This is a genomic window from Arthrobacter glycogeni (assembly GCF_054511155.1).
The window spans coordinates 1-26,610 of sequence record NZ_JBTNDE010000008.1 but is presented as its reverse complement, the minus strand read 5'-3'; the positions used below and the strand labels follow the sequence as shown (position 1 = coordinate 26,610).

Annotated in this window: 21 protein-coding genes; 10 read left to right on the top strand and 11 right to left on the bottom strand. The window is 63.4% G+C overall.

Features of this window, described 5'->3' with window-relative positions; translation table 11 throughout:
* Nucleotides 1-503: 503 nt before the first annotated feature.
* Complete coding sequence (locus ACX80O_RS07110) at nucleotides 504-1,556, top strand: hypothetical protein (protein WP_459332996.1); 1,053 nt, start codon at nucleotides 504-506, stop codon at nucleotides 1,554-1,556.
* A gap of 33 nt (nucleotides 1,557-1,589) precedes the next feature.
* Here the strand turns inward: ACX80O_RS07110 and ACX80O_RS07105 are convergent, their stop codons facing one another.
* Nucleotides 1,590-3,200, bottom strand: a complete 1,611-nt coding sequence (locus tag ACX80O_RS07105) for a carbohydrate-binding protein (protein WP_459332995.1) — start codon at nucleotides 3,198-3,200, stop codon at nucleotides 1,590-1,592.
* Between the two features lie 309 nt (nucleotides 3,201-3,509).
* Here ACX80O_RS07105 and ACX80O_RS07100 point away from each other — a divergent pair, with 309 nt between their 5' ends.
* Genes ACX80O_RS07100 through ACX80O_RS07090 form a run of 3 tightly spaced genes read left to right on the top strand, consistent with a single transcriptional unit; the run spans nucleotide 3,510 to nucleotide 7,800 of the window.
* Nucleotides 3,510-5,834 (top strand): glycosyltransferase family 2 protein, encoded by a 2,325-nt coding sequence (locus tag ACX80O_RS07100; RefSeq protein WP_459306841.1) that lies wholly within the window; start codon nucleotides 3,510-3,512, stop codon nucleotides 5,832-5,834.
* A 57-nt stretch (nucleotides 5,835-5,891) separates the two neighbouring features.
* Nucleotides 5,892-6,269: a SpoIIAA family protein gene (locus ACX80O_RS07095; protein ID WP_459306843.1), complete on the top strand. Its 378-nt coding sequence runs from the start codon at nucleotides 5,892-5,894 to the stop codon at nucleotides 6,267-6,269.
* Nucleotides 6,262-7,800 (top strand): putative bifunctional diguanylate cyclase/phosphodiesterase, encoded by a 1,539-nt coding sequence (locus ACX80O_RS07090; RefSeq protein ID WP_459332994.1) that lies wholly within the window; start codon nucleotides 6,262-6,264, stop codon nucleotides 7,798-7,800. Before ACX80O_RS07095 ends, ACX80O_RS07090 begins: the two co-directional genes overlap by 8 nt.
* A gap of 67 nt (nucleotides 7,801-7,867) precedes the next feature.
* On the opposite strand, the gene ACX80O_RS07085 is transcribed toward ACX80O_RS07090, so the two are convergent.
* Complete coding sequence (locus ACX80O_RS07085; RefSeq protein ID WP_459332993.1) at nucleotides 7,868-8,974, bottom strand: branched-chain amino acid aminotransferase; 1,107 nt, start codon at nucleotides 8,972-8,974, stop codon at nucleotides 7,868-7,870.
* Nucleotides 8,975-8,985: 11 nt separating this feature from the next.
* Entirely contained in the window at nucleotides 8,986-10,047 is a 1,062-nt protein-coding gene (locus ACX80O_RS07080) for a 3-isopropylmalate dehydrogenase (protein WP_459332992.1), read from the bottom strand.
* 134 nt (nucleotides 10,048-10,181) lie between these two features.
* Between ACX80O_RS07080 and ACX80O_RS07075 the strand changes: the two genes are divergently transcribed.
* The 5 genes from ACX80O_RS07075 to ACX80O_RS07055 all read left to right on the top strand — a co-directional run bounded on the left by ACX80O_RS07075 (nucleotide 10,182) and on the right by ACX80O_RS07055 (nucleotide 16,235).
* Entirely contained in the window at nucleotides 10,182-11,381 is a 1,200-nt protein-coding gene (locus tag ACX80O_RS07075; protein WP_459332991.1) for a sensor histidine kinase, read from the top strand.
* Nucleotides 11,382-11,458: 77 nt separating this feature from the next.
* Nucleotides 11,459-12,175: a response regulator gene (locus ACX80O_RS07070; RefSeq protein WP_459333059.1), complete on the top strand. Its 717-nt coding sequence runs from the start codon at nucleotides 11,459-11,461 to the stop codon at nucleotides 12,173-12,175.
* A 108-nt stretch (nucleotides 12,176-12,283) separates the two neighbouring features.
* The gene (locus tag ACX80O_RS07065; RefSeq protein WP_459332990.1) at nucleotides 12,284-13,129 is read left to right on the top strand and encodes an ABC transporter ATP-binding protein; all 846 of its coding nucleotides are present in this window, start codon (nucleotides 12,284-12,286) and stop codon (nucleotides 13,127-13,129) included.
* Entirely contained in the window at nucleotides 13,060-15,579 is a 2,520-nt protein-coding gene (locus ACX80O_RS07060) for an FtsX-like permease family protein (RefSeq protein ID WP_459332989.1), read from the top strand. The genes ACX80O_RS07065 and ACX80O_RS07060 overlap by 70 nt, the downstream gene beginning before the upstream one ends.
* 122 nt (nucleotides 15,580-15,701) lie before the next feature.
* Nucleotides 15,702-16,235: a hypothetical protein gene (locus tag ACX80O_RS07055; protein WP_459306852.1), complete on the top strand. Its 534-nt coding sequence runs from the start codon at nucleotides 15,702-15,704 to the stop codon at nucleotides 16,233-16,235.
* Nucleotides 16,236-16,310: 75 nt separating this feature from the next.
* Here ACX80O_RS07055 and metG read toward each other — a convergent pair whose 3' ends face one another.
* Nucleotides 16,311-17,882, bottom strand: a complete 1,572-nt coding sequence (gene metG / locus ACX80O_RS07050; RefSeq protein ID WP_459332988.1) for a methionine--tRNA ligase — start codon at nucleotides 17,880-17,882, stop codon at nucleotides 16,311-16,313.
* Nucleotides 17,883-17,954: 72 nt separating this feature from the next.
* Between metG and ACX80O_RS07045 the strand changes: the two genes are divergently transcribed.
* A complete protein-coding gene (locus tag ACX80O_RS07045) occupies nucleotides 17,955-18,707 on the top strand; it encodes a DNA alkylation repair protein (RefSeq protein WP_459332987.1) in 753 nt (250 codons plus the stop codon).
* Here ACX80O_RS07045 and serA read toward each other — a convergent pair.
* From serA to ACX80O_RS07010, 7 genes are all read right to left on the bottom strand, one after another.
* Nucleotides 18,704-20,296 (bottom strand): phosphoglycerate dehydrogenase, encoded by a 1,593-nt coding sequence (gene serA, locus ACX80O_RS07040; RefSeq protein ID WP_459332986.1) that lies wholly within the window; start codon nucleotides 20,294-20,296, stop codon nucleotides 18,704-18,706. The two genes, ACX80O_RS07045 and serA, sit on opposite strands and share 4 nt — an antisense overlap.
* 206 nt (nucleotides 20,297-20,502) lie before the next feature.
* On the bottom strand, nucleotides 20,503-21,528 hold the full coding sequence (gene ilvC / locus ACX80O_RS07035; protein WP_459306858.1) for a ketol-acid reductoisomerase: 1,026 nt from the start codon (nucleotides 21,526-21,528) through the stop codon (nucleotides 20,503-20,505).
* Between the two features lie 68 nt (nucleotides 21,529-21,596).
* Nucleotides 21,597-22,109, bottom strand: coding sequence for an acetolactate synthase small subunit (gene ilvN, locus ACX80O_RS07030; protein ID WP_459306860.1), 513 nt, complete (start codon nucleotides 22,107-22,109; stop codon nucleotides 21,597-21,599).
* 1 nt (nucleotide 22,110) lies between these two features.
* Nucleotides 22,111-23,991 (bottom strand): acetolactate synthase large subunit, encoded by a 1,881-nt coding sequence (locus tag ACX80O_RS07025; protein ID WP_459306862.1) that lies wholly within the window; start codon nucleotides 23,989-23,991, stop codon nucleotides 22,111-22,113.
* A gap of 434 nt (nucleotides 23,992-24,425) precedes the next feature.
* Nucleotides 24,426-25,340 carry a hypothetical protein gene (locus ACX80O_RS07020; RefSeq protein ID WP_459332985.1) on the bottom strand — a complete coding sequence of 305 codons (915 nt, stop codon included), beginning with the start codon at nucleotides 25,338-25,340 and terminating at the stop codon, nucleotides 24,426-24,428.
* Between the two features lie 32 nt (nucleotides 25,341-25,372).
* On the bottom strand, nucleotides 25,373-26,056 hold the full coding sequence (locus tag ACX80O_RS07015) for a DUF6318 family protein (protein ID WP_459332984.1): 684 nt from the start codon (nucleotides 26,054-26,056) through the stop codon (nucleotides 25,373-25,375).
* 292 nt (nucleotides 26,057-26,348) lie between these two features.
* A partial coding sequence (locus tag ACX80O_RS07010) for an HNH endonuclease (RefSeq protein WP_459332983.1) occupies nucleotides 26,349-26,610 on the bottom strand: 262 nt, incomplete at its 5' end.

The window sequence follows — 26,610 nt, the reverse complement described above, 5'->3', positions numbered from 1 at the left end:
CCGGGTCCTGCCTGGGAATCGGGGCGAGGCCCGGAGATGCGAATGGCCGTGAACCTTGTCCCCAGCGGGCAAGTTCACGGCCATCCAGCCAGACAGTCGGATCAACGAGAAACGAAGTGTCGGTTACTCAGAAGGTGACTAGTGAGGCCAGTTTCCAATTTTGGAAATGGTCGTGGAGCTTTGGAACCCGGTCGCCGCGTCAGCAGCAGTCGCTGTGGAGACTCCGCCGATCGTCAGCACGGATACAACCAGGAGAGAGGCAAATAATCTTTTCATACGAGAGTCCTTTGCTTGTGCGAGAAAGCGTGAGACACCGAACCTCACGCAGTTTTATTAGTATACGAACGATATACAGAAAACCAAGCGTTTGAAAAGATGGACTTTCGGAAGCAATACCCGCCCAATATCCCCTAAACTCAAATCATGGAGTCTCACCTTCACTCGGGAGACTCCGTTAGCACCACCCGAGGTCCACTAAGAACCGCACGAAGGGGCTACCACCCATGGCGATAAACCAACCCGGCGACCAGCTGTTATATGAGCTGCGGGCGAGGGAGGCGTGGAGCCAGCGCGATTACGAGCGAGCGCGCGTCATTGCGGGGCAGGCGGTTGATCTGGCGCTCGACGATGACAATGAGGTTGCCTGGTGGAACATGGCATTCCTGCAGGCTGAGTGTCTGCGGGAAGAAGGGGCAGTCGAAGAGTCGGTCAAAGTAGCTCAGCAACTGCGGGATCATTCACTGACCAGCCAGTCACCGTCCCTGGCGGTCCGGGTTCTTACTCTGCTTGCCGTCGGGCTGCAAGGGCTGGGCCAACTCCCCGAAGCAGTACGACAGGCTACTGCAGCAGTCGATGTCGCTGCCGATGCCGATGCCATCGATGCTCCCGAGCTCCGGGTTGAAGCACACCAGGCGCTGATTGCATCGCTCGCCGAAAGCGACCGATTGGACGAAGCCTGGGCGCAATGCCTCGCCCTATCAGTATTGCTGACCACCGAAACGCGCTCACAGACCGCGGGTAAGGCTCACTGGACGATCGGCAACGTAGCGTTCATGCGCCACGAGGTTGCCAACGGCACCAAATATCACTCCTTGGCCGCCGTGAGTCTCTCCCCTAACAATGACCTTGACCTCTGGGCACGGTTCAACCGTGCATCTGCTGCGCTCAGATTGGCGGCAGGCGTCGTGGACGCTGAAACCCTCGAATGCATCGAGCGGGCAGAGACCGCCAGCTCTATCGTCGGGGGAAACGAACGTGATCAGCTGGAGCTGTCCCTGACGCGGGCCCACTGGTTGGTCCTGACCGGCCAGCTCAACGCAGCAGTCAAGCGTCTCAAACCGATCTGCGCCGACGCCACCATGCTTGCCTCGCAGACCGCCGGCGAAGCGTATCTGTTGCTTGGACGCTCACTCGCCGGACGTGGCGAGGATTTCGAAGCCATGAGCTACCTCGATTCCGCCAAGACGTTTTTCGTTCAGTCAGGAGCTCAGGACCGCGCCGCTCACGTGGGCAAGCTGATCGAATCCCTGATGCAGCCGCAGGAAAGTTCGCAGTAAGCCCGGCTTACCGCCGGTCACGGCCGCCTAGCCTCAGGAGTCCTTGTCAGCCGTGGGCTTCGCGGTGGCACTAGCAGTAGCGCTCGGCTTCGCGGTGGCACTCGGCTTCGCCAACGGCGTTGGAGTCGGGGTGTCCGCGTCCTCAAGACCTTCCAGTAGCTTGACGACGTCGTCGTTGGTCAGCCGGTTCCACGGCGATCCGGCCGAGCCCTGCAGTGCGGCTTCAGGGCTGTCGCCCTGGCTCCACCACTTACATTCGAACACGTGATCGTCGAGCTGAACGCGGTCACCGCTCTCGTACACCTGTTCCGGATCCCATTCGTCAATGGTTCCTGCAGGAATGGTGGGTGCCGTGACCGGCGCTTCACCCGGAAGAACCGGCCCGATCAGAGTCCACGGCGTCTCGTCAGCCTGCAGCACCGGGTTGTCAGGGGTAGCCTCTTCATTCCACCACTTGGCGACGTACACGTTACCGTGCCACACCACGCGCTGCTCCGCCACGTAGGTGGCATCCTCGGACCAGATGGGATACGGGCTGGTCTTGGGGTCATCTTCCACAAGTTCCGACGTCGGCTCCGGCGACGCCGACGTGGTGGCAATACTCCCGGCGCTTCCCTCGAACTTCTGGCCGAGGATCTGCGCGAAGCTCTGACCATCCTGATCGATACCGCTGCAGCCCACTGATACGACTGAGACATCGGCGTAGTTGTCGCTGCAGGTGGCGTCGCGGTTCAACGACCACATAGACATTCTGCCAATTCCGCGTTCGACCGCGAAGGCGTTAAGACCGGCAGCGTGTTCGAGGGAGAACACCTCACCGACGACGTCGTTCTGGCCGATCATGGGGGTGACCCCGAGTTTGGTCCAGAGCGCCTGGGGACCGAGCGGCATGTCGGCCCGGCCATACAGGGTGGAAAGTTGCGCGTGGGTGGCCTCGGCGGCTGTGATCGACGCGTCGAGCATGCTCATGGTTTCCGGCCGGCTTCCACCGAAGTCCATGGTCATAATGTTCACCCCGGCGAGGTCAACTCCGCCTTCGAGCATCTGGGTCACAGCTGTGGTGCCCGGTTCGGTGAGTCCTGATGGCGCGACCGGCAGCGTCAGCCAGACGTTCAACGGTTCGTCGTCGGCGAGGCGTTCTTCCTGCAGCAGGGCGAGGGCCTCGGCCCGACGCTCTCCAGCGGCCGTGTCGAGCAGGTTCTCACCTTCCACGTCCAGATCGATGGTGGTGAGGTTGTACCGCTCAACCACGGAGCCGTACGCGTCCTTCAGGTCATCGACATCGGTGCACGAAGTAGCAAGCTCGTCGTTGAGCAGGCCACCAAAGGAGACCGCAACTTCTCCGCCGCTTTGAATCAGGCGGGCGATCCGGCGATCCAGGTCCATGGTGGATTCGGCTTCGTCAAAGGTGTAGGCGGCACCCCAGGAGGGCTCGCAGGGGCTTTCAGGATCAGCCACGATGAAGGACAACACCACGCTGCCGCCCTCTTCAGTCTGTGGGCGTTCGAAGGCGTAGAAGGGGGTGGCTGTTGCATCGACGTAGCCAGCGAACCAGGAACCACTGTTCTCGGCGGCCCTCGCATCCTCAAAACGGTTCCACCCGGAGAACGATGCCGCGACCACGGCGACGAAAACACCTATCACCAGAACAAGACGAACGAACGAAAGTTTCCGGCCCGGAAAGTGCCTTGCCAATGAGTGCCCCCACGAATCGTGCCCCCCGCCGATCGAGGGGAAACTTGAACGGTAAACTGTCATGTTACCCGACCACGATAAGTCCCACTGCCGAGTGCTACTGTTGCACGGTCAGATAACGGATGCACCCGGTTCACCGCCGTTGCGCGGAGCCGCCAAATGAACGCAGAAGAACCCCGCCCGTCGGGTGGTCGGCAAGTGCCGTCTGCGCAGGGAGCAGCAGGGATCGATCCTGCAATCGAGTCGCTGGGGAGCGAGATGAAGGATCACAAAGTGACCGCAGCGACTGATGAGCAGACGAAGGAAAACGGTCCGGGCGCGCGCAAACGCCAGTGGGGTGCCGAGAAGCGTTCCGAGCCCCTCTCGATAGTCCACCCCACCCCATCCCGCCGGAAGATAGCACTCGGCCGGCTGGCGATTGTCGCAACCATGGTGGGCTGGGCATCGTACGTCGTTTCAACGATCCTGCGGCAGCTCGTCGATAACCCGGCTGCGGGATTCCGCTTCCAGCTCGAAGCGGTGTCCTACCTGATCGTGGTCACGTTCCTTACCTTTTCCGCCCTGCTGTATCTGGTGGCACGCCAGGGTGCGCTGTACCGGTTCCGGGATCACAAACGCGTGCCGCGGGGTGAGCTGGACCGCCACTTCGCGCATTACGACGACGGCATCACCGTCCTGGTACCCTCCTACGCCGAAGAACCACAGGTGGTGCGTGCCACCCTCTGGTCCGCGGCCCTTCAGGAATTTCCTGACCTCCGGGTGGTCCTGCTCCTCGACGATCCCCCGTTCCCCACTGATCCCGCAGTTGCAGCACGCCTGAAAACCACCCGTGAGCTCTCCGAAGACATCGAGTCGCAGCTGCTCGATCCATCAACCCGTTTCAACGATGCGCTCATCAGCTATCGTGAGCGTGTCACCGCGCCGGTGCCACCCGGTGTCGACGAACTGGAAGTCCTCACCAACGAGTACATCGCGGCCGCCGCCTGGCTTGAAGACATGGCAGCGGCGGAGCGGGTCGAGGACCACGTCGATGAGTTCTTCGTCGACCTGGTGCTGATGGGTCTCGCCCGGGAGCTTCGGCTGACGGTGCTGGGACTCACCGCTGCCCGCGCGCAGGGCGAGCAACCCAACGAGGACCGGGTGACCGAGCTGTACTTCAGGCTGTGCCGGATCTTCACCGCTCGCCTTGAGACGTTTGAACGGAAGATGTTCGCCTCGCTTTCCCATGAGGCCAATAAGGCAATGAACCTCAACTCCTACATCTCCCTGATGGGGAAGCGATGGCATCGCGAGGAGTCCCCCAACGGCACCATCCTGCGGCCTGCCGAGGGCCCTGCCCAGGTGGACCTTGACGTCCCCGACTCCACCTACCTGTTGACTCTCGACGCCGATTCGCTGCTTCTGCGTGACTACTGCCTCCGCCTTGTCTACCTTCTGGAATCGCCGGGAAATGAACGGGTCGCCGTCACGCAGACCCCGTACTCCTCCTTCCGCGGGGCACCGACCCGTATTGAACGGGTAGCCGGCGCCACCACCGACATCCAGCACATCCTGCATCAGGGCATGACCTATTACGGCGCCACCTTCTGGGTGGGAGCGAACGCAGTAATACGCAAGGAAGCCCTGATGGACATCCTCGAGGTTGAGGATGTGGGCGGATTCGAGATCCACACCTACATCCAGGACCGGACGGTCATCGAGGACACCGAGTCGAGCGTCGACCTGGGCGCCCACGGCTGGACCCTCGTGAACTATCCTGAGCGTCTTAGCTACAGCGCCACTCCCCCGGACTTTGGCTCCCTGGTGGTTCAGCGTCGTCGCTGGGCGAACGGCGGACTTCTAATCCTGCCGAAACTGTGGAACCAGCTCCAGGATCGACGCTACCGCCGCGACCGGATTCTGGTGCGCGAGGTACTGCTTCGGGTGAACTACATGGCGTCCATCGCATGGGCCAGCTTCGGGCTGATGTTCCTGCTGGGCTACCCGTACGACAGCAGGCTTCTCAGCCCGTTGGTCTTTATGACCGCTCTGCCCTATTTCCTCGCCATGGGCAGCGACCTCCGCGACTGCGGACACCGCTTCAGCGACATCTTCAGGATCTACGGTTTCAACATTGTCCTGCTGCCGGTGAACCTCGCCGGTGTGCTGAAGTCCATCCAGCAGGCGTTCACCGGCGAGAAGATTCCCTTCGTGCGCACCCCGAAGGTCAAGGACCGTACCGCCGCCCCTGCCCTCTACGTGTTCATTCCCTACGTCATCGTCGCGTTCTCCGTTCTGACCCTGTGGCGCGACGCCATGCAGGGGAACTGGGGCAACGCCGCGTTTGCCGGGCTGAACGCGGTGCTGGCGGCCGGCGCCATTCGCGCCTACATTGGGGTAAACAATTCAGTTGTGGACATGGTGCTCGGGGTCCTCAACTGGCTCTATGTTCCGCCCCGCACGAAGCGCGAAACGAAGTCGCCGGTCATCGAAAAGACACCAGAAGAAGCGGATTGGTCCTCCATCCTGTACCACGGAGATCGCCGCCTCAACCGTGACCTCAGAGGATCAAACGACCGTCGCCGTCGCATTTCCTCGCGGTAGCGGTTCGTGCACTACCCACCGGGTTGAAAAGCAGTCGCAGGCGCAGTGAAAGGGATCATGTCGGCAATAATTACACCGAATGACCAGGCGGGCGAAGATCACCCGACTGACGTCATCCGGCTTGTCATGCCACGGGGCGTGGAGATCACGGGTGAGATCGCCGAGGCTCATGCCGAACGGGCGCGTGCTCTCGCCAACGGCAGCCTTCGGCCAGTGCTGCTGGAGATCTCCGGGGTTGGCTCGATCAGCCGCGATGCACGGGCCGTCTTCACGGGCTCACGATCCTCTTCGGCGATCGCTGTGCTGGGCACCTCCTCCGTGGACCGCGTGCTAGCCAATTTTCTCCTCGGCGGCGACCCCCCACCGTGCCCCACACGTTTCTTCACCACTGAGTCCGAGGCGATGGCCTGGTTGGGTAGCTGTTTCAATGCCTGAACAGGACGCTGATCCCCGACTCGCCATGTTGGTCGAAGGGGTTGTGAAGCTCGCCCGGGGCGATTTGAGCAGCCGGATGGAACCTTCCCCGGCACGGGACGACGTCGATGCCGTCATTACCGGCTTCAATCTGCTCGCCGAAGAACTCGAACTGGTGCACCGCGACTTCGAGGAGCGCGTTGCCAGCCGCACGGCCATGCTCCATCAGGCGCATCAGGACATGCGGACTATGGCGATGACCGATGCCCTGACTGGCCTGGACAACAGGATTGCACTGCTCGCCAAACTTGAGGCTGAACTGAACGCCGATGGCGAGACCACCATGCCGGCGCTGATTCTCCTTGACCTGGACTCCTTCAAGGATGTCAACGACAGTTTCGGGCACGACGCCGGCGACCGGGTTTTGCAGGAGGTCGCCCACCGCCTCCTCGGAGTGGTGCGAGATTCCGACACTGTTGCCCGGCTAGGTGGTGACGAATTCGCCATTCTGGTACCCGAGGCAACGCTGGAAATCGCCCTCAGAATTGCGAATCGAGCCCTGGCTGCACTGGGCGACCGGATCTCTCTTGAAGAACTTCACGTCTTTTCCCGTGCGAGTATGGGCGTCAGGCTCGCTGACGGCCGGCAGAGCGCCGAAAGTGTCTTGCTCGATGCCGATACCGCAATGTATGCGGCCAAGCGCGAGGGCCGCAGCACCATCAAGGTCTTCGAACCGGTGATGCTGCTGCAGCGCCAGCTCCGCAGCCAGATTGCGTCCGAGCTGAGGGACGCCATTCAATCGGACCAGTTGAGCCTGAATTACCAGCCGGTGGTGGACCTGCGCGACGGTCGGGTCCTCGGTTTGGAGGCGCTGGTCCGGTGGAACCACCCGACACGGGGCTTCATCATGCCCGACGAGTTCATCCCGCTGGCGGAGGAGATCGGTGCGGTCATCGAACTTGACCGCTGGGTGATGGCCTCGGCAATCCAGCAGTATGCGCTCTGGCGCGCAGAGATACAGCTCGACGACGACTTCCAGCTTCGGCTGAACCTCTCGGCCGTCGAACTGCAGCAGCTCGACCTGGTGGATTACGTGCGGGGTCTGCTGCGACGATTCGACATTCCCCCCGCCGCGTTGGTACTGGAAATCACCGAGACCGCCCTCGTGACCGGCGGCGAGGTGGAAGCCTACTCACTCTTGAGCCTGAAACAGCTTGGCGTGTGCATTGAAATCGACGACTTCGGCACCGGCTACTCGTCAATCAGCTATCTGCGGAAACTGCCGGTCAGCATGGTCAAGGTGGACCGGTCCCTGCTCAGTGAACTGTCCACCGGGTCGATCCAGTTCGGGTTTATCGCAGCCATCCTGCAGCTGATCCGCGCCGCCGGTCTGGAAGCCGTCTTCGAAGGCATCGAGACCGAGGAACAGGCGCTGAAGCTGCAGGAAATGGGCTGCGTTGGCGGCCAGGGGTATTACTTCAGCCGGCCGCTGCCCGTTGAAAAAACCACAACCCTGTTGCGGTCCGGTGCCAAGCTTCCTCTCGGCTCATAACCATCCCGGGGACGGCGACGCCCCTGTCGCCGTCCCCGGGTGTGGAGAAGTCTCCTGGTAGTTCGGGTCAGACCAGGCGGGTCAACCAGCCGTGGGTGTCAGGTGAGGTGCCCGTCTGGATGCCGAGTAGCTGCTCCCTGATGGACATGGTCACCTCGCCAGCCTTGGAGTCGGGAGCACCAATGACTTCGGTGCCATCCTTCAGCTGACCGATCGGCGTGATGACCGCAGCGGTGCCGCAGGCAAACACCTCAGTGATGTCGCCGGACGCCACACCGTCGCGCCATTCATCCAGGGTGATTTTGCGCTCAGTCACCGTGAGTCCACGATCCCTACCCAGCTGGATCACCGAGGATCTGGTGACACCTTCAAGGATAGTTCCCGACAGTGCCGGAGTGACCAGCGAACCATCCTTGAACACGAAGAACACGTTCATCCCGCCGAGTTCCTCGACGGCGTTGTCATTGAACTGGTCGAGGAACAGGACCTGCTTGCAGCCCTGGGCTTCGGCCTCAAGCTGCGCCGCGAGGGATGCGGCGTAGTTTCCACCGCATTTGGCGTTGCCGGTGCCACCCCGGCCAGCGCGGGCGTAATTCCGGGAGACCCAGATGTCCACTGGCGCCAGTTCGCCGCCGAAGTAGTTGCCGGCCGGTGAGGCGATGACCCTGAAGGACACTTCACGCGCTGGCCGCACCCCGAGAAACGCCTCGGTGGCGATCATGAACGGCCGAATGTACAAGCTTTCGCCCTCGCGGGTAGGAATCCACTTCTGGTCCGCCGCCACCAGCTGACGCAACGACTCAAGGAAAATGCCCTCCGGGAGCTGAGGCAGGGCCAACCGTGCCGCCGAGCGGTTCAAGCGGGCAGCGTTCTGGTCAGCCCTGAACGTCCACACCGACCCATCCTCGTGACGGTAGGCCTTCATGCCCTCAAAAATTTCCTGACCGTAATGCAACACCGCTGCCGCAGGGTCGAGCGCGATAGGCCCATAGGCTTCGAGCCGTGCGTTACCCCAGCCGCCGTTGCCTGCGGTGTCCACCGTGAAATCGACCACAACCGTGTGATCGGTGAAGTGGTTACCGAACCCGGGCTCGGCGAGAATCTCGGCGCGCTGCTGGTCGGATTTCGGGTTGGCGGACGGGTGCTGGCTGAATTCCAGGTCGGTGGCTGTCATGGTTAACCAGCTTAGGACACCAAGGCGGCGATCGCATCGCCGATTTGGGCTGTGGTTCGCCGGGCATCGGTGCGGGAGGCGACGTCGTCGTCCACCGCGCTCTCCACCCGCGCGGCGGCGCTGTCGAAGCCAAGATGACGCAACAGCAGCGCGACCGACAGGATGGCCGCCGTCGGATCGGCTTTCTGCTGGCCGGCAATGTCCGGAGCTGACCCGTGGACCGGTTCGAACATGGACGGAGCGGTCCGGTGCATGTTGAGGTTGCCCGAGGCGGCGAGCCCGATTCCCCCGGTGATCGCCGCAGCGAGGTCCGTGATGATGTCACCGAAGAGGTTGTCGGTGACGATGACGTCGAATCGCGCCGGGTCGGTGACCATGAAGATCATGGCGGCGTCGACGTGCAGGTAGTCGTGGGTGACCTCAGGGAACTCGGCGGCAACCGCCTCGACCGTCCGACGCCAGAGGTGGCCCGAGTACACGAGCACATTATGTTTGTGGACGAGGGTCAGGTGCCGGCGCGGACGGTCACTGGCCCGGCGGAACGCGTCCCGGACGACCCGCTCCACACCGTGGGCGGTGTTGAGGGAGACCTCGGTGGCGATTTCGTGGGGCGTCCCCGCACGGAGCGTGCCACCGTTGCCGACGTAGGGTCCTTCGGTTCCCTCACGGACGACGACGAAATCGATGGTGCCGGGGGAAGCGAGCGGGCTCGCAATGCCCGGGTAGAGGCGGGAGGGGCGCAGGTTCACATAGTGGTCCAGCGAGAACCTGAGCTTCAACAGCATCTCGCGCTCAATGAGCCCGGAGGGGATCCGGGTGTCGCCCGGGGCGGCGCCGACCGCACCGAAGAGGATCGCGTCATGCGTGCGCAGTTGGTCCAGCGTTTCCTCGGGCAGGGTGACACCGGATTCGAGCCAGTGTTCAGCGCCGAGCTTGAACTCGGTCAGGGCAAAGGTGGTATCGAGGGCCGCGGTGACGCTGCGCAGCACCTTCACCGCTTCGGCGATCACCTCAGGACCGATGCCGTCGCCCGGAATAACGGCCAGCTGGACTGTTGAAGATAGTTCGCTCATACGAACAGGTTAGGGATTTGGGTCACATGATGGACAATCGGTCTCACTTCCTGAGATTGGCTGAATAGACAATACAGCGTTCTCCTCCTGCGGGCTGATGTACACCAGTCCACGCCAGCCTAGAGTTGAGCCTCATGGACCTTCACCACCGTCTCGCTCGTTTGCTGCGCGCCCACCCGGGCCGGGTGGACCTGGTGTTGATGGCGGTGCTGTTCCTGATCCTCGTGGTTCCACTGTTCCTCAGCTCCGCGTTGCTGACGCACGTCCTGGTGTCCGCCACGCTGACCATTCCCCTCGCCTGGCGGCGGTCCCACCCGGTGTCTGCCGCTGCGACTATCGCTGGCGTTTCGGTGCTGCAGCTTGTCACTGGTCTGCCGCCCATGCCAGCCCAGTTTGCAGTGCTCATCTCTCTTTATACCTTGGCCGCCCTTGCTCCGCGGTGGGCCAGCCTCGGGGGCCTTGCCCTCGCTTCGGCCGGCTGCTTTGCTGGCGTGATCCGCTACGGCGCCGACTTTGGGATCAGCCCTCTTCAGGTAGGTGTCGGCTTCCTCCCGTTGTACGCGATTGTGATTATCCTCGTTCAGACGATGGTGCTGCTGTCCTGGACTTCCGGCGACCTGGCACGCAACCGCCGGCTCACCCTGCGGGCGCTTGAGGACCGTGCCCGCCGTCTTGAGGTGGAGGGCCAGCAGGAGCGGGATCTGGCAGCGGCTGACGAACGCAGCCACATTGCGCGCGAAATGCATGACATTGTTGCCCATTCGCTGTCGGTCATCATCACCCAGGCCGACGGCGCCAGGTACGCAAGCGCGCAGGACCCCACAGTGGCACCGGCGACGCTCGGCACCATTGCCGAGACCGGCAGGGCTTCGCTACGCGAAATGCGGCGCCTCCTTGGCGTTCTCCGCGCCGATGAGGAAGCCTCCACCCGCCCGCTGCCGGTATTGGGTGACATTCCTGCGTTGATCGAAACGGTCCAGCACGCCGGTCTCACCACCACCTACACGATGGACGGCACCAACCGGCGGGACCTCCCCGCCGGCGCCGAACTGACGGCCTACCGGGTGGTACAGGAATCCCTCACCAACGTGTTGAAACACGCGGGCCCTGCGGCGTCCGCCGTCGTCGCGCTGGCGTGGACGCCAAAAGGTCTGAACCTGACGATCGACGACGACGGCCGCGGCGCTGGCGCCGATCCGGCGTCGACCGGTGCCGGGCAGGGCATCAAGGGCATGCGGGAGCGGCTGAGACTCTACGATGGGGAGCTGACCGCCGTCGCCCCAGCCGGTGGCGGGTACCGCATCACCGCATTCATCCCCTACACGGAGGCTTGACAGTGTTCAACGATCCAGCGTTCAATACCTCGGTGATCGAGAACTCGGTCCCCACCAACCCCGCGCCCGACCAACCTATGTCCATTCAACCCGCGCCTGCCTCTCCTACCATCCGGGTGGCTCTGGTTGATGATCAGCGGCTGGTTCGCAGCGGCTTCACCATGTTGATCAATTCTCAACCAGACCTGCAGGTGGTCTGCGAGGCTGGCAATGGCGCCGAGGCGGTCGCTGCCCTGGACGCGACCAGCGCCGACGTGGTGCTGATGGATGTGCGGATGCCCGGGATGGACGGCATCGAAGCGACCCGCCGGATCCTGGCGGCGGCGAGCCTGCCGGCGAACACCGGGCAAACTGGGCCCAGAATCGTGGTGCTGACCACCTTCGATCTGGATGAATATGCCCTGGCCGCGATCCAGGCGGGTGCCAGCGGGTTCCTCCTCAAGGATGCGCCGCCCGAGGAGCTGTTGGAGGCGATCCGCACCGTGTATCGGGGCGACGCCGTCATCGCGCCGTCCACCACCCGCCGACTCCTGGACCACGTGGCGCCCATGCTGAGACGCGCTGCGACAGCGACGGGCCAGAACGCGGACTCCGTGAGGTCTCTGACGGTGCGCGAACGCGAAGTATTTGAACTCATCGCTCGGGGCCTGTCGAATCCGGAAATCGCCGCGGATCTGTACCTGTCGGAGGCGACGGTAAAAACCCATGTGGGTCACATCCTCGCGAAGCTGCAGGCCAGGGACCGGGTCCAGGCTGTGCTGATCGCCTATGAAACGGGAGTTGTACACCCGTAGGTGGCTCCTTGCGCCCGCGCAGGCTCATCCCGCGGGATGAGTGACCCACCCGCGGAGACCGCACCGCAGGCTGATCCGCTGTGGACCGCAGGTCCCTAGCGTTGAGGTATGAATACTTCAGCCAATCTTGCCGATCCGACGCCGACGTCGTCCATCCCGTCCCACCCCGCCGCAGTAGCCAATTTACTCTCGAAGACCTACGGTCGCGGGGATGCCCGGGTAAGCGCCCTGAAAAACGTGAGCATCACCTTCGAGCGGGCACGGTTCACTGCGATCATGGGTCCCTCCGGGTCCGGGAAGTCGACACTGATGCACTGCCTGGCGGGATTGGATGTCGCCGACTCCGGGCGCGTCCGGATCGGCGGTACGGAAATCACTGGCCTCACCGATAACGAACTCACCCGGTTACGGCGGGACCGGATCGGGTTCGTCTTCCAGGCGTACAACCTCATTCCCACCTTGACCGCGGAACAGAACATCACCCTTCCCGTGGCGCTGGCCGGTGGGAAAGTCGACACGGACTGGCTGACCCAAATCTGCTCCACCCTTGGGCTGACCGACCGGCTCACGCACCGCCCGCACGAGCTATCCGGTGGCCAGCAGCAGCGAGTGGCGGTGGCCCGTGCCCTACTGACCCGCCCCGATGTGCTGTTCGGCGATGAACCCACCGGCAATCTTGACTCCCGCTCGGGCGCCGAGGTGCTCTCACTCCTGCGCCGCAGCACCCGGGAAATGGGGCAGAGCATCATCATGGTCACCCACGATCCGGTGGCCGCGTCCTACGCCGACAGCGTCCTGCTCATGAACGACGGCGAACTGGTCAGCTCGAGCGCAGTAGCCCCGACGTCATCTCGCAGGCCCTCGCCGGACTGGGAGCGTAACTCATGCTGCAGGTTGCACTCGCCCAGCTGCGCCTTCATACCCGGCGATTTGTTGCGGTGGGGCTGGCAGTGATGCTCGGCGTCGGGTTCCTCGCCGCCACCCTCATGGTCTCGGGCACCACCCACGCAAGCCTCCAGGAAAGCGTCGGCGCAACCTACGCGAAGGCTGACCTGGTGGTCACCATGTCCGACGCCGGACTGCCGGCGTCAGACACCGAACAGCTGCTGGCCGGCGTCGACGGGGTCATAACGGTCCACGCCCAGCAACGGACCATCGCTGCACTTGATCTCCCCTCGGGTCCAGCCGATGTGTTTGTGCTGAGCACGGCTCCCGCGGAGCTTCAGACGTCGACCCTCGTGGAGGGCAGCCTGCCCACCGACCGGACGGGAATCAGTATTGACCAGTCCTCGGCGTCCGAGCTGGACCTGACGGTGGGCGACACCTATTCGCTGGCTCAGTCCCTCTACTCCCTGGACGGCGAGGCAGCCGCTCCCCTGACCGTTGCCGTGACGCTCACAGGGATCACTGAAAATTCCGCCGACCCGTACCTTTCCGGCCTGCCGCACGTGTACGCGACGCCGGATCTGGTGCAATCCCTCAGTGTTCCGTCCCCCGGCGACGCTCCACCCCAGGCCACCTCCGCCCAGCTCGCCCTCGACGGCTCGGCCGATCCATCGACCGTCCGGGCCGATGCCAACGCGGCACTGACCACCGCCGGGATCACGGCGGAGATACGCACCAGCGCCGAGCAGGTCACCGAAGATGTGGCTGCGTTGTCCGGCGGAACCGACCACTTGACGATCATCCTGCTGGCGTTCGCCGTCGTCGCCGTCCTGGTCACCGGGCTGGTGATCTCAAATACCTTCTCGGTGCTCGTGGCGCAACGGACACGGGATCTTGCGCTGCTGCGGTGCATCGGGGCGTCCCGGCGGCAGATCCGCAGCTCGGTGCTGATCGAGGCTGCGGTGGTGGGGCTGGTGTCCTCGACGCTCGGTGTCGTGCTGGCCGCCGGGGTCATGTTTGCCCTGGTGAGCGTGGCAGCAGCCCAGGAGGGTACCGGGTTTGCCACCCTGGCCGTCCCGCCGTCGTCAGTGCTGGTGGGCCTCGGCGTGGGTGTGGTGATGACCCTGATAGCGGCGTTCATACCAGCGCGTGCGGCGACGGCCGTTGCACCGCTCGAGGCGCTGCGCCCGGCCGACGACACCACTACCGCCACCCGCAAGGGGAAGGCACGGCTGATGGTAGGAGGAGTGTTGGTGCTCCTGGGTTTCGGTCTGCTGGGGGTAGGCGCCGCGGCGGCGAACCTGCTGATCGCCTTGCCGGGTGGAGTGTTCTCCTTTGTCGGGATACTGCTGTGCGCTTCCCTGTTTTTCCCGGCCTTGGTCACCGCCGTCGGGAAGCTGGCCGCCCCGCTGGGGGTGCCCGGCCGGCTCGCCGCCATCAACGCAGTCCGCAACCCCGCCCGCACCACGGCTACTGCCAGCGCCCTGCTGGTCGGGGTGACCCTGGTGACCACGATGATGGCCGGAGCGCAAACCTCCCGTTCGGCGCTTGAGGGCGAACTGGGCGCCAACTATCCGGTGGACCTCGCAGTTCAAGGCATTGGCAACATCGACAATGCCGCCACCGCTGCTGACACCCTCGATCGGCTGGCCGGCGTTGACTCGGTGATGACGCTATCCGTGGCGGCTGTCACCGATAAGGCTGCCGGCGAGACACCCGTCTACGGGTTTGCTCCGGAGGAGGCGGAATTGGTGCTCCGCAACGATGAAGTGGAGCTCGCGGACGGCGTGGTTTTCATGGCACAGGACTCGGCGCTCACCGAGGTCACCCTGCAGGGCTCCGACGGTCCGGTCACGCTGCCGGTGCAGGAAGTGCAGTCACGCGATTTCCTCCCCTCGATCACCGAGGCCACCGCCGAGCGGCTAGGCGACGGGCAGCTGCCCGGGGTGGAATCGCTGGGCGACGAGACCAGCGTGCTCTGGCTCAAGCTCGACGACTCGCTGGACGCGGGTGGGGTGACCGGGCTTCGGTCGGACATTGTTGAGGCACTCGGCGTCTCCGAGTACCAGGTTAATGGCGCTGCGTTGGAGCGGGTGTCCTTCAACGAGATCATCGACGTGCTGCTGCTGGTGGTGACCGCGCTACTGGCCGTGGCGGTGCTGATCGCGCTGATCGGTGTCGCCAACACGCTGTCCCTGTCCGTGCTCGAACGTACCCGTGAATCGTCCCTGCTGCGGGCGCTGGGACTCACCCGGGCGCAGCTGCGCGGGATGCTGGCCGTCGAGGCAGTCCTCGTCGCAGGGGTGGCGGCAACCTTCGGGTGTCTGCTCGGGGTGATGTACGGATGGCTGGGCGCCCAATCGGCCCTCGGGTCAATCGCCCCCGTCACGCCGTCGGTCCCCTGGGCGCAGCTGGGGGGTGTTCTTGCCGTCGCCGTGCTGGCGGCACTGCTGGCGTCGGTGCTGCCCGCCCGCAGAGCCGCACGGCTGTCGCCGGTGGACGGGCTCGCAACGGTTTAGGCGGGCGGATAGCCCGCCGGATGTCCTGGGACGTGCCCGGGGGAATCTCCGGGCACCTCCCCGGGGGAAACCTGCGAAGATAAGATTTTACGTTTCGCAGGTTCCGCTCGAAAGGTCAGACCATGGATCAGTCCTCAACTCCCCGCAGCAACTCGAACCCGGCGGACTCGAGCAGGCTATCGGCCTACCTTGATGACCATCTAGTAGCCGCGGCGTCGGGAGTCAAGCTGTTCGCCACCGCCAAAGGATCCTGGGAGGGCACCGAGCACGAGCAGACCTTCGCCTCGCTGGTGAAGGAAATCTCAGCTGACCGGGAGGAACTGGCGCAGATCGTGAGTTCCCTCGGCTACACGCCGAGTAAGGTCAAGATGGTCATCGCCCAGGTTGGCGCGCAGTTGACCAGAATCAATCCCCTGAACCTGCGCCGCTCGGACAAGGGCAGCGGTGCGCAACTGGAGCTCGAAGCACTCCAGAGCGCCGTCCGGGGCAAGGAATGCATGTGGGAAACCCTTCAGGCCCTTACCGAGACCGGGTCAACCGCGCTGGACGCCGAACAACTTCGTCGCTTGACCGAGCGGGCCCGCACCCAGCAGCAACAGCTGGCGCACATCATGCGGGTCACGGCTCACGAGCGGTTCCTCACCGGCGACCACTAACCTGCCGCGAACAGCGAGATCTGGCGACTCAGACAGGCTTTGAGTCGCCAGATCTGACGTCTCGGCGGAAAGGGGTTAGGCCTCCGCTGGCTCCTCGTACTTCGGGAAAATTGGGGACGGCGCTGGGAGCGCCGTGCCCGGCACCAGCGGCGTGGCGATCGCAACGAACTGGCGGGCGACGTCGTTGGGCCCGGTCCCCTGCCCCAGCGCGGTCAGCAGCCGCGCGGCGCCGTCGGGCATCACCGGCTGCGCGAGGATCGAGACGATTCGCAGCACCTCGAGCGTCACGTACAGCACTGTGTTCATCCGCTCGGGGTCGGTCTTGCGCAGCACCCAGGGCTGCTGGTCGGCGAAGTAGGCGTTGGTGTCGCCCAGCACCCCCCAGGTCAGTTCGAGCGCGCGGGAGAATTCCTGCCGGTCGAACGCGGCGCGGGACGCCTCGAGGAGTCCGCTGGCCTGAGCCAGGATCTCCTCGTCGGCTGGCGCCAACGACGACGGAGCGGGTACCTGCGCGTCGCAATTCTTGGCCACCATCGACAGCGACCGCTGGGCGAGGTTGCCGAGGTTGTTCGCCAGATCGGAGTTCATCCGGCCGACGATTGCCTCGTGGCTGTAGGACCCGTCTGCGCCGAAAGGCACTTCACGCAGCAGGAAGAACCGCACCTGGTCGAGCCCGTACTGGTTTACCCACTCCTTCGGCGCGATCGTGTTGCCCAGTGACTTGGACATCTTGACGCCCTTGTTGAACAGGAACCCGTGAATCATGATCCGCTTGGGCAGCTCAAGCCCGGCGGACATCAGGAACGCCGGCCAATAGATGGCGTGGAAGCGCGAAATGTCCTTGCCGATGACGTGGACGTCCGCCGGCCAGTACTTTTTGAAGCGCTCCGACTCGGTGTCAGGGAAGCCGACGCCGGTGAGGTAGTTGGTGAGCGCATCCACCCACACGTACATGACGTGGTCCTTGTTGCCGGGGACGGGGACGCCCCAGCCGAAGGTGGTACGGCTGATGGACAAATCCTCCAGCCCGCGCTTGACGAAGCTGATGACCTCGTTGAACCGCGACTGGGGTGCCCCAAATTCGGGCTGGTCGGAGTAGAGCGCGAGGAGTTTATCCTGGTAGGCGGACAGGCGGAAGAAGTAGCTTTCCTCCTCGGTCCAGGTCACCTCGGTGTCTGTTTCGGTGGCGTACCGCACGCCGTCGTCGCGCACCTCGGTGTCGTCCTCGTTGTGGAACGCCTCGTCCCGCACCGAGTACCAGCCGGCGTATTTGTCCAGGTAAATGTCTCCCCGGGCTTCCATCAGCTTCCAGATCGCGGCGGCAGCCTCGTAGTGGTCCGCGTCGGTGGTGCGGATGAAGCGGTTGTAGGAGCTGCCGACGTCGTCGTTCATGGCCTGAAACGCCTGCGCGTTGCGGGTGGCCAGGTCGCGGACGGGAATGCCCTCCCGGTCGGCGGTCTGCTGCATCTTCAGGCCGTGCTCATCGGTACCGGTCAGGAACATCACGTCATGGCCGTCGAGGCGCTTGAACCTGGCCAACGCATCGGTGGCGATCGCCTCGTAGGCGTGACCGATGTGCGGGATCCCGTTGGGGTAGGAGATCGCCGTGGTGAGGTAATACGGGGGCAGCTGCTCTGTGGATGTCACCTAAAGAAATTACCCTGTTTTCGGCCCGGTTGTCGCTTCGTGACCGGGCGGCCCGCTGGTAACGTCCCTGCCATGGTCCCTGACATGGAGCACGACGACGACGGCTCCCCTGCCGCGGTCGCTGAAGCGAGGCACCTGGTCGCTGCCGTGCGCGACCGGCTCCGGGCGGTGGCCGATCCGGCGAGGGCGCCCCGGATGCAGGCCTACATGAAGTCGGCGATGCCCTGTCTGGGGGTGTCGTCCCGGCCGCTCCACCTCATCTGCCGGTCGGTGTTCGCTGAGCACCCGCTCGCTAACCGGACGCAGTGGGAGTGGGCGGTCCGCCAACTGTGGGACTGGGCCGCCTTTCGCGAGGAACGATACGCCGCGGTCGCGCTAGTGACCGACCGCCTGTATGGCAGGTATCAGGACGAGCAGACGCTGGCGCTGTATCGGCAGCTGGTGGAGACGGGCGCCTGGTGGGACTTTGTCGATGTGATTGCCTGCCACGGTGTGGGACCGATCCTGCGGGAATCGCCGCAGACCGTGGCACCGCTGATGCAGGCGTGGGCCCGCGACGACCACCTGTGGGTGCGCCGGACAGCGATCCTGTGCCAGCTCTCCAGCAAGGCTGCTACCGACCCTGAGCTGCTGGCCGACGTCGTCGGGACGAACCTCTCCGACAGTCGCTACGGCAGAGAGTTCTTCATCCGCAAGGCGATTGGTTGGGCGCTGAGGGAGTACGCCAAGACGAACGCCGACTGGGTGGTGGCGTTTGTGCAGCACAAGGAAAAGGGCCTCTCACCGCTGTCGCGGCGAGAGGCCCTGAAACATTTCGAGACCTAGCCCTGCAGGTCCACCTCGCGGGCCACCGTGGCGCCGATCGCTTCCTTGAGGGCGTCGAGCACGTCCTGCGGCACCGAGCTGTCCACGGTGAGCAGGGAGAGGGCCTGGCCACCCTCGGTGTTGCGGGCCACCTGCATGCCTGCGATGTTGATGTCCTTCTCCCCCAGCAACCGGCCGAGGGTGCCGATCACGCCGGGCCGATCCTGGTAGAGGAGCACCAGCAGATGTTCACTGATCGGGATCTCAAGGTCGTAGCCGTTGACGCCAACCAGCTTCTCGATCTGCTTGGGGCCGGTCAGCGTCCCGGCCACCGAAATCTGCGATCCGTCGGACAGGGCACCGCGGATGGTGAGCACGTTGCGGTACTCCTCCGATTCCGGGGTGGTGACCAGGCGGGTAATGATGCCGCGCTGCTCGGCGAGGACCGGCGCGTTCACGTAAGAGACCTGCTCGGAGACGATGTCGGTGAAGACTCCCTTGAGGGCCGCAAGTTCCAGTGCCTTCACATCCAGGGAGGCGATTTCGCCGGCGACCTCGACCTCGATCTGGGTGAGCGAATCGTGGGTCAGCGCGGTGAATATCCGGCCCAACTTTTCGATCAACGGGATACCTGGGCGCACCTCCGGTGCGATCACGCCGCCAGCGACGTTGACGGCGTCGGGCACCAGTTCCCCGGCGAGGGCGAGCCGCACCGACCTGGCAACCGAAACGCCCGCCTTTTCCTGCGCTTCGTCAGTGGACGCGCCGAGGTGCGGGGTGACCACCACGTTGTCGAGCGTGAAGAACGGCAGATCGGTGCTGGGCTCGGTGACGAAAACGTCGACGCCGGCGCCGGCGATCTCGTTCGCCTGCAGCGCGGTGAACAAGGCTGCCTCGTCCACGAGACCGCCGCGGGCCACGTTGACCACGTAGGCCGAGGACTTCATCTTCTTGAAGGCGGCCTCGCCGAGCATCCCGAGGGTCTCGGGGGTTTTCGGCATGTGGATGGTGATGAAATCGGACTGTTCGAGGAGCTCGTCCAGGGTGACCAGCTGGACGCCGAGCTGGGCGGCGCGGGCCGACGTGATGTACGGGTCGTAGGCGAGGATTTCGGTGTCGAAGCCCTGCAGGCGCGCCGCCACGAGGGCGCCGATGCGGCCGAGGCCGATGATGCCGATCTTCTTCTCGTACAGTTCGATACCCGAGTACCTGGAACGCTTCCACTCGCCGCCCTTGAGTGCGGCGCTGGCCTGCGGGATGTGGCGGGCGAGACTGAGAATGTGGCCGACGGTCAGTTCGGCGGCAGAGATGATGTTGGAGGTGGGCGCGTTGACCACCATGACGCCTGCCTGGGTGGCGGCTTTGATATCGACGTTGTCGAGGCCCACGCCAGCGCGGGCGATCACCTTCAGATTCGGTGCCGCGGCGATGGCTTCGGCGTCCACCTGGGTGGCCGAGCGCACGAGGATGGCGTCGGCGTCGACAATCGCTGCAAGCAGCTGGGCGCGATCTGACCCGTCGATTTGCCGGATCTCGAAGTCGGGGCCGAGTGCCTCTACAGTGGCTGGCGACAGTTCTTCGGCGAGGAGAACGACGGGTTTACTGGTCACGGGGGTGATCCTTCGCTGCTGTGCTGTATGAGTTGGTGAATGTGAAGCGGTGTGGCAAGTCTAAATGGGCGTCTCATTTGGGTCCGCTTTGTGACTCGGCGGCTCGTTGGCCCGCCTTGCCGTCACCGCTCCTGCCGTCACAGCACTCGGCCAGGACGCCGGAGCGTCCTGGCCGAGTCCTGTCGTGCCGCTTTGTTGCCGTTTTGTTAGCGGGCTACTGAGCCCTCGTTGTAATCGTCGTTGGTCTTGATCCAGGAAAAGAGCTTCCGCAATTCGCGGCCTGTGGTCTCGATGGGGTGGTCCTCACCCTTCTTACGCAGCTCCGCGAATTCCTTGCCGCCGTTGTCCTGGTCGTCGATGAAACGCTTGGCGAAGGCACCGTTCTGGATGTCAGCGAGGACCGCCTTCATGTTCTCCTTCACTGAGGGGTCGATGACGCGGGGCCCGGAGACGTAATCGCCGTACTCAGCAGTATCGGAAACGCTCCAGCGCTGCTTGGCGATCCCACCCTCAACCATCAGATCGACGATCAGCTTCAGCTCGTGCAGTACCTCAAAGTAGGCAACCTCCGGCTTATAGCCAGCCTCGGTCAGGGTTTCGAAACCGTACTGGATGAGCTGCGATGCGCCACCACAGAGGACAGCCTGCTCCCCGAAAAGATCGGTTTCGGTCTCCTCGGTGAAAGTGGTCTCAATGACTCCGGCGCGGGTACCGCCGATGGCCTTGGCGTAGGACAGCGCGAGTTCACGGGCCTTGCCCGACGGGTTCTGCTCGACGGCAATCAGGTCCGGGACGCCTCGGCCTGCCTCAAACTCGCGGCGCACAATGTGGCCGGGGCCCTTGGGTGCAACCAGTGCGACGTCGACGTCGGCAGGTGCCTTGATGTAGCCGTAGCGGATGTTGAAGCCGTGACCGAAGAACAGGGCGTCGCCAGCCTGGAGGTTGGGGGCGATGTCCTCGGCGTAGACGTGGCGCTGCACCTGGTCCGGTGTGAGCACCATGATGAGGTCAGCTTCGGCGGTGGCGTCGGCAACGCTGAGGACGCGCAGGCCCTCGGCCTCAGCCTTGGCACGTGACTTCGAGCCTTCCTTGAGGCCCACGCGGACGTCGACGCCGGAGTCGCGGAGGCTCAACGCGTGAGCGTGACCCTGGCTGCCGTAGCCGATGACGGCCACGGTACGGCCCTGGATGATTGAAAGGTCTGCATCGTCGTCGTAGAACAACTCAGTCACTTGATTTTCTCCTGTGTTTTGGTGCTGGAGTCCAGCTTGTGGTCTTGGGGTGAAACCGGCGGCGTGTTTTAGGCGCTGCGGAGAGCTCTATCGCTCATGGATTTGGCTCCGCGGCCAACGGCCAGGGTTCCTGACTGAACGATTTCGCGAATCCCGAACGGCTCAAGCACTGACAGGAGTGCTGTGAGCTTTTCGGCGGTGCCGGTGGCTTCGATGATCAGGGCGTCCGTTGAGACATCCACCACCGAGGCCCTGAACAGGTCGGCTGCCTGGGTTACCTGCAGCCGTGTTGCAGCGTCTGCCCGCACCTTGACCAGGATGTGGTCTCGCTGCACGGAGGATTCGGGAAGCAACTCAACAATCTTGATCACGTTGATGAGTTTGTTCAGTTGCTTGGTGACCTGCTCCAGCAGGTCACCCTCGGCTTCAACCACCACGGTGATCCGGGACATGCCCTGAACCTCGGTGGGGCCGACGGCCAAAGAGTTGATGTTGAACGCGCGGCGCGCAAAAAGGCTGGCGACGCGGGTCAGGACGCCGGGGACGTCCTCCACCAGAACGGAAAGCGTGTGACGAGCCATGTTAGTCCTCCTGCTCCCAGTCCGGGGTCATGTCGCGGGCAATCTGGATGAGGTCATTGCTGACTCCTGACGGGACCATCGGCCACACCATCGAGTCGCGGCTGACTACGAAGTCGATGACGACTGGGCGATCGTTGATCTCCAACGCCTGGGCGATCGTGGCATCGATATCCTCGTCCCGTTCGCAACGGAGGCCCACACATCCGTACGCGTCAGCGAGCTTCACGAAGTCGGGCACCCGGGCGGTGTCGTGTCCGGTATTCAGATCCGTGTTGGAATATCGGCCCTCGTAGAACAGGGTCTGCCACTGGCGGACCATCCCCAGTGAGGAGTTGTTGATGATGGCGACCTTGATGGGGATGTTGTTGATGACGCAGGTGGCGAGTTCCTGGTTGGTCATCTGGAAGCAGCCGTCGCCGTCGATCGCCCAGACCACGCGATCCGGGTTGCCCACCTTGGCGCCCATGGCGGCGGGAACCGCATACCCCATGGTGCCGAGGCCACCGGAGTTCAGCCAGGCGTGAGGGCGCTCGTACTTGATGAACTGGGCGGCCCACATCTGGTGTTGGCCCACTCCGGCAGCGTAGACCCCTTCGGGCCCGGTCATTTCGCCGATGCGCTTGATCACGTGCTGCGGTGCCGAAAGGCCGTCGTCGGGCTGGGTGTAGCCCATCGGATAGGTTTCGCGAAGCCGGTTGATCATGGTCCACCATGCCTCGATGTCCGGCGCACCGGTGGCGGCGAACTGCTCGCGGAGGGCGATGGTGAGTTCGGGCATGATCTCCTTGACCGATCCGACGATGGGCACGTCCGCCGTCCGGTTTTTGGAGATCTCGGCCGGGTCAATGTCAGCGTGGATCACCTTGGCGCCGGGCGCGAAGGTGGAGAGCACGCCGGTGACGCGGTCGTCGAACCGGGCGCCCAGGGTGATGAGCAGATCCGACTGCTGCAGAGCCGTCACCGCCGACACGGAGCCGTGCATGCCGGGCATGCCGACGTGCTGCGGGTGTGAATCGGGAAAGACACCGCGGGCCATCAGGGTGGTGACCACCGGGGCACCGACGAGCTCGGCCAGTTCCAGCAGTTCAGCCGCCCCGTGGGCCTTGATGACTCCACCGCCTACGTAGAACACGGGGCGCTGGGATTCACCGATCAGTCGGGCCGCTTCGCGGACCTGCTTCGAGTGCCCGCGGACCACAGTGCGGTAACCGGGCAGGTCGATCCTGGGTGGCCAGGAGAACGTCGTCGTCGCCTGCTGGGCGTCCTTGGAGATGTCCACGAGAACCGGGCCGGGACGGCCGGTCGACGCGATGTGGAAAGCCTCGGCGATGATCCGCGGGATGTCTGCGGCCTTGGTGACCAGGTAGGAGTGCTTGGTGATGGGCATGGTGATCCCCACGATGTCCGCCTCCTGGAAGGCATCGGATCCGATCACCGCGCTGTTGACCTGGCCGGTGATGATCACCATCGGGACCGAGTCCATGTGGGCGTCGGCGATGGCGGTGACCAGGTTGGTGGCGCCCGGGCCGGACGTGACGATGCAGACACCCGGCCGGCCGGTGACCATCGCGTAGCCCTGAGCCGCGTGCCCAGCACCCTGCTCGTGGCGCACCAGGATGTGCCGGAGCTTTTTGGAGGCCAGCAGTGGATCGTAGGTTGGAAGGATGGCACCACCGGGAAGGCCGAAGATGTCGTCGACACCGAGTTCCTCGAGTGAGCGCACGATCGCTGCGGATCCAAGCATCTCAGTGGGTGGAACAACGGTGTTGGAGCCTCGGACCGCAGTGGGCTGGACGGCCTGCACTGCGTCGCGGGGCTGGTTGCGCGCCGGAGCGGTTGGTTTGGCCATCAGCGAGGGGCTGGAGGGCGATCCCTTGGACATTGGTGACTTCCTTGATGAATCGATACTGCTTGCGTACTTCGGGTGTCGTGCGCTTTGCGTCCGGTGGGAACAAAAAAACCCCTCAGCCTTGTTGGCTCCGTGAGGGGTTGCGCGTGACGTAGTACTACCAGTCGGGCTTTAGGCCACGCGCTTGGCAAGAAGGACTACTACGGGTTCGAACTGCATATCTGTAGTTTCCACTCACCCTTTGGGGGGTGTCAAACGGGCAGGTCTCGCGTCTCACTATGTGGACGCGTCGTCCAGTTAGTGGACACTAACTGGTTCGGTGTGCGGACCACTTCCACCCGGCCTTCGCCGAGACGTGCGTCGCCGAACCGTGCTTCGCCGAGCCATAGGATACGGCGGGCCGGAACGCCGCCAATCCACCTCAGCTGGCTTCTGGGCGGATTGCTGTTGTCAGCGGTCGTCGGCGGTCAGCAGCCGATCCCGGCAGGGTTCTCCAGACACGTCTGCGCGACACTGTGCCGTTCGCTACGCCAAATACTCATCACATGCGGCTCCGAGGAAACCCTGGCCAACCCCGCGACCGGCAACCACGACCCACCATCGACCGAATAATCCCCAGCGAACAAAGTATCCAACCCCACCGGATAATCCCCCGTCTCCACATACACATGACTCGTCGACGTCTGAACGTTGAACCCATCACCAGGAAGAGCCGACCCCGGATCAGTAGTCACCAGATCCGACCCATCACCATAAGACCACTCATACGACACCGGCCACGCCCTCAACCGGATCTGCGCATCCCGAAACACAAACGTGAACTCCTGCTCCTCCGCCACCGCATACACATTGCTATAAGCATTACGCACCCCGAAATGATCCGGCTGCGAAAACACCCCAGCAGCAACAATCGGCTGACTCTCAAACTCAACCAACGAAATCACCACCGGAGCCACCACCAACGCCCCAACCGTCGGAGCCACCAAAGGCTCATCAGGATACAAACACCCACTCCGGCCCGTCGCCGTCCGAGTCGGCGGACTCGCATTCCGATTCACCTCAATCCACTGCACCAACACCCCATCCTCACGCGCAGCACACTGAGCATTCAACTCCACGCAATACGCCGGATCCATAAAATCCTGCAACCCCGCCGTACACACCCGCTCATACGTATAATCAACCCCATCATCCGACGGCAGAACAGCGGGCTCAACCGAACGATCAAGGGATTCGGACCCTCCAGATCCAAGTACCAATTTTCTGATGAAGTTTCGAGCGTTTACATTTGACTCGCTGAATGTGATCCCAGACTCACTTTCTGCCGCGCGAGCTGGAGTGAATAAAAGCGTCGATCCCATGATGCTGATGCCAATGGCCATTGCATAGCTCGGTCGTCTTAGGTACACCGTCATCACGTCCCCTCGGGTGACCCGAAGTCAAGCATGATCCATCGATCCCCTTCGTAAATGGCAATGACGGCGTCGATAGTCGAGTCCGAACTCGGTGACTCTCCGACAATTTCCCCTGTAGGGGAGTACATCGTCACTTCCTCCTGCCCCACTTCGACGAAGGAATTGATCGAGCCGGCCGTGTTCACTTCAAATTTCGATGAAAAGTCGCCAATCTCAGCGTTTCCGCCTACAACCCATCCGCCAGTCGAAAAATGTTCCTTCACACCCTCTACAACGTTTGCGCAGGTCCCACAGCCACCGTCGGTAATTTCCAGGAACTCAGACCAGTCGTTCGTTAGGTACCCGTAGCTGAAAAGTTCGAACCAGTACTCGGTGAACGCTTCCAAACCTTCAACCGTGTTTTCATCGGCCAGGGCAGGTTTCTCCGGCAGGGGAATGTTCGCGGCCGGGCCGTCTGAGGAAGCAGCCGTCGGCTCAGGCGTCGCGGGCCCAGACGTCGCGGGCTCCGACGGTGTGGGGGTGCCTGCGGGCGCCGAGGACGTGGCCGCTGGCGTCGACGTCCCGGGACTCGTCGGGCCAGGAGACCCGGCATCACCCTCACAACCGGCAACAAGAAGGCCGAAAACAATGGCCAATGCGGCGGTCGAACTCCGCGAACGATAGGTGCTGCGAGGCTGTGGCATGGTGACTCCCTGGAACAACGGGGCAAGTCGAAACAATCGAAAACACCAGAATAACCGAATCCAAAGTTTTGCAACCAGTTATCCACAACCCAATATTGATCACTTTGATCCGGCGGGACCCTGCCGGATCTTAGACCCGGCTACCGCCACCCACCTCACACCCTCAAACCCCCGCCACGGCCCCCGAAAGGGTGGAAAAGTGGAAAAGGCGGGATCAACAGTCGCGAACCCGCCCTACCTCACCGTTCAGCCGCAGACACGAACGATCAGGGCCATCAAGAAGCACTTCATCCTAGAACGGTGGTGGGGTTTCTGGTCGCGGTGGTGGTGGTGTGGGTGGTGGGTTGGGTTTGGTGAGGTAGGTTTCCCCGGCGGGGGAGATCGCGATGATCGTCCCTGGTTCAGGTTGGGTGTAATGCCAGAAACCCTCCGTTTTGAACATATGGTGACGTTTACAGAGCGCTGCCAGATTTGAGTAACTGGTCGTCCCGCCCCGGGACCAGGGGATCGTGTGGTCGAGTTCGCAGAACACCGCCAACCGGTTACACCCCGGA